This window comes from Corynebacterium sp. HMSC065H09 (assembly GCF_001812845.1).
Taxonomy (GTDB): domain Bacteria; phylum Actinomycetota; class Actinomycetes; order Mycobacteriales; family Mycobacteriaceae; genus Corynebacterium; species Corynebacterium jeikeium_D.
Genome location: NZ_KV810587.1, coordinates 1 through 1905 on the forward strand (window position 1 = coordinate 1; position 1905 = coordinate 1905).

At 55.3% G+C, this 1905-nt stretch carries 1 rRNA gene; it reads right to left on the reverse strand.

Features of this window, described 5'->3' with window-relative positions:
* Positions 1–58 precede the first annotated feature (58 nt).
* Positions 59–1905: ribosomal RNA gene (locus tag HMPREF2878_RS05890) — 23S ribosomal RNA — on the reverse strand; the annotation flags it as partial.

Genomic DNA, 1905 nt, shown 5'->3' on the forward strand with positions numbered 1-1905 from the left:
GGTGTCATGCCAGACACTGAATAACGGACGCGAGCAAAAACCCTGTAATTCACACTTTGTGTGTTGAATGTTTGGTCTATTAGTACCGGTCACCTCCACACCTTACGATGCTTCCAGATCCGGCCTATCAACCCCATCATCTATAGGGGACCTCAAAAGAAACCTAATCTTGGAACAGGCTTCCCGCTTAGATGCTTTCAGCGGTTATCCCTTCCGTACGTAGCCAACCAGCCATGCCCCAGGCGGGACAACTGGCACACCAGAGGTACGTCCATCCCGGTCCTCTCGTACTAGGGACAGCCTTCCTCAAGTTTCTACGCGCGCGGCGGATAGAGACCGAACTGTCTCACGACGTTCTAAACCCAGCTCGCGTGCCGCTTTAATGGGCGAACAGCCCAACCCTTGGGACCTACTCCAGCCCCAGGATGCGACGAGCCGACATCGAGGTGCCAAACCATCCCGTCGATATGGACTCTTGGGGAAGATCAGCCTGTTATCCCCGGGGTACCTTTTATCCGTTGAGCGACACCGCTTCCACAAGCCGGTGCCGGATCACTAGTCCCTAGTTTCCTACCTGCTCGACCTGTCAGTCTCACAGTCAAGCTCCCTTGTGCACTTACACTCAACACCTGATTGCCAACCAGGCTGAGGGAACCTTTGGGCGCCTCCGTTACTCTTTGGGAGGCAACCGCCCCAGTTAAACTACCCACCAGGCACTGTCCCTAACCCGGATCACGGGCCGAGGTTGAGATGTCCAATACGATCAGAGTGGTATTTCAACAACGACTCCACCCCAACTGGCGTTGAGGCATCACAGTCTCCCACCTATCCTACACAAACCGAACCGAACACCAATACCAAGCTATAGTGAAGGTCCCGGGGTCTTTTCGTCCTGCCGCGCGTAACGAGCATCTTTACTCGTACTGCAATTTCGCCGGGTCTGTGGTTGAGACAGCAGGGAAGTCGTTACGCCATTCGTGCAGGTCGGAACTTACCCGACAAGGAATTTCGCTACCTTAGGATGGTTATAGTTACCACCGCCGTTTACTGGGGCTTAAATTCTCCGCTTCGACCCGCAAAAGGGGTCTAACAGGTCCTCTTAACCTTCCAGCACCGGGCAGGCGTCAGTCCGTATACATCGACTTACCCGTCTTCGCACGGACCTGTGTTTTTAGTAAACAGTCGCTTCCCTCTATTCTCTGCGGCCACAACCAGCTCAACCACGTCGGTCACCAGTCATGGCCCCCCTTCTCCCGAAGTTACGGGGGCATTTTGCCGAGTTCCTTAACCACAGTTCTCCCGATCGCCTTAGTATTCTCTACCTGACTACCTGTGTCGGTTTCGGGTACGGGCCGTATATCCACATCGCTAGAGGCTTTTCTCGGCAGCATAGGATCACCAACTTCCCCAAAACGGGTACGCATCACGCCTCACCCACATGTGCTCCGGATTTACCTAGAACACGGGCCACACGCTTACACCACGATATCCATCACGTGGCACGGCTACCTTCCTGCGTCACCCCATCACTTGGCTACTACCAGTTCAGGTCCCCAGCATCACACACACCAACCAACCTAAAAGGCCGGCACAAGGCGCGTGTTCAGGTGGGTTAGTATCCCTGATTCACCATGGGCGCGGACACACGGGTACGGGAATATCAACCCGTTATCCATCGACTACGCCTGTCGGCCTCGCCTTAGGTCCCGACTCACCCTGGGAGGATTAACCTGGCCCAGGAACCCTTAGTCATTCGGCGGAGGAGTTTTCCACTCCTCATTCGCTACTCATGCCTGCATTCTCACTCGCGCACACTCCACACTAGGGTTACCCCAGCGCTTCACAGCAGTCACGCGACGCTCCCCTACCCAACCACCAAAAAGGTGATTGCCGCGGCTTCGGCGG